Genomic DNA, 1,696 nt, shown 5'->3' with positions numbered 1-1,696 from the left:
CCAGAATCGATGATGAACATGCGCGCCTTGTCACAAAGCAGAAGGCTGGGCACAAGGCCGGTGATGACCACTTCCCTCACCATCCGCCCTGTCCATGCGCAAGATGCGGCCGAACTGGCCGATTTGTTGAACGAAATCATCACACGCGGCAGCACTACGGCCCTGCAGGAGCCTTACACGCCGGATGCGTTGGCGCAGGCTTATCTCAATGGCCCGCAAGTGCATTGCTGCTTTGTGGCCGAAGCCGATGCCCACCTGCTCGGCTTCCAGACACTGGGCCGCCAGGATTTCCTGCCCGATGACATCGGCGACATCGGCACGTTCACGCGTGTCGGCGGCATCCAGCGCGGCATTGGCAGCACGCTGTTTGCTGCCACCACCGCCCGCGCCCGCGCGCTCGGCCTGACCGCCATCAACGCCACCATCAGGGGCGACAACATCGGCGGCCTCGCCTTTTACAGCCGCATGGGCTTCATTGATCACGAGGTGGTGCCGGCGGTGCCGTTGAAGGACGGCACGCCGGTTGACCGGATCAGGAAGCGGCTCGCGCTGTAACCCCCTTCTCCCCTTGCGGGAGAGGGGATGAATCAAATATCTGCAAACACATGCGTTTCCGAAGCTGCCCCCGGATGTGTCACCGCCCCCAGTCGCGCCGGGCCCACCGTCTGCGCGAACTTCCAGATCGCGCCTGATTGGTAGTCCGTAGCGCGTGGCACCCAGTTCGCCCGCCGCGCCTCCAGAACCGCCGCATGCACTTCCAGTTCGATGGTGCCGGCCTGCGCATCGATGGCAATCATGTCGCCATCCTCGATCAGTGCGATCGGGCCCCCTTCGGCTGCTTCCGGTCCGACGTGCCCGATACAGAACCCGCGCGTCGCGCCCGAGAAGCGGCCATCGGTGATCAGCGCCACCTGCTCGCCCATGCCCTGGCCATAAAGCGCTGCGGTGGTGGACAGCATCTCGCGCATGCCCGGGCCGCCCTTGGGCCCTTCATAACGGATGACGATCACGCAGCCCGGCTCGATCCCGCGCTGTTCCACCACGGCGAAACAGGCTTCCTCGCTGTCGAACACCCGCGCCGGCCCGCGGAATTGCAGCGTCTTCATGCCCGCCACCTTCACGATGGCCCCATCCGGCGCGAGGCTGCCCTTCAGGCCGACCACGCCACCGGTGGGGGTGATCGGGTTGGACACCTCGTAAATCACCTTCTGGTTCGGGTTCCAGCTGATCTCGTCGATATTCTCGGCCAGCGTCTTGCCGGTCACCGTCAGGCAATCGCCGTGGATGAAGCCGGCATCAAACAGCGTCTTCAACACCATATAGACGCCGCCCGCGTCATACATGTCTTTCGCCACATATTTCCCGCCGGGCTTCAGGTCCGCGATATAGGGCGTCGTCTTGAAGATCTCGGCCATGTCGAACAGGTCGAACTTCACGCCGCATTCGTTGGCCATCGCCGGCAGGTGCAGCGCGCCGTTGGTGGAGCCACCCGTTGCTGCCACGATCCGCGCTGCGTTTTCAAAGGCTTCGCGCGTGCAGATGTCACGCGGGCGAATGTTGCGCTCCAGCAGCGTCATGATCTGCTTGCCCGCGGCAATCGCGATGTCGGCCCGGCTTTGATACGGCGCCGGCGCCATGTTGCTGTTGGGCAGCGACAGGCCGATTGCCTCGCCCACGCAGGCCATGGTGTTGGCGG

At 64.2% G+C, this 1,696-nt stretch carries 2 protein-coding genes; one reads left to right on the top strand and one right to left on the bottom strand.

All coding sequences use genetic code 11. The features are described 5' to 3' along the window. Positions 1 to 63: 63 nt before the first annotated feature. Positions 64 to 555 (top strand): GNAT family N-acetyltransferase, encoded by a 492-nt coding sequence (locus RMO81_RS03835; protein WP_310474419.1) that lies wholly within the window; start codon positions 64 to 66, stop codon positions 553 to 555. Positions 556 to 587: 32 nt separating this feature from the next. Here the strand turns inward: RMO81_RS03835 and RMO81_RS03830 are convergent. After that, positions 588 to 1,696, bottom strand: a 1,109-nt coding sequence (locus RMO81_RS03830) for a dihydroxy-acid dehydratase (protein ID WP_310474418.1), incomplete at its 5' end; no start/stop codon positions are given.

This window comes from Sandarakinorhabdus sp., assembly GCF_031422795.1.
Classification (GTDB): Bacteria; Pseudomonadota; Alphaproteobacteria; order Sphingomonadales; family Sphingomonadaceae; genus Sandarakinorhabdus.
Note: the sequence above shows the minus strand (reverse complement) of the source record. Positions and strands in the feature narration are given on the sequence as shown.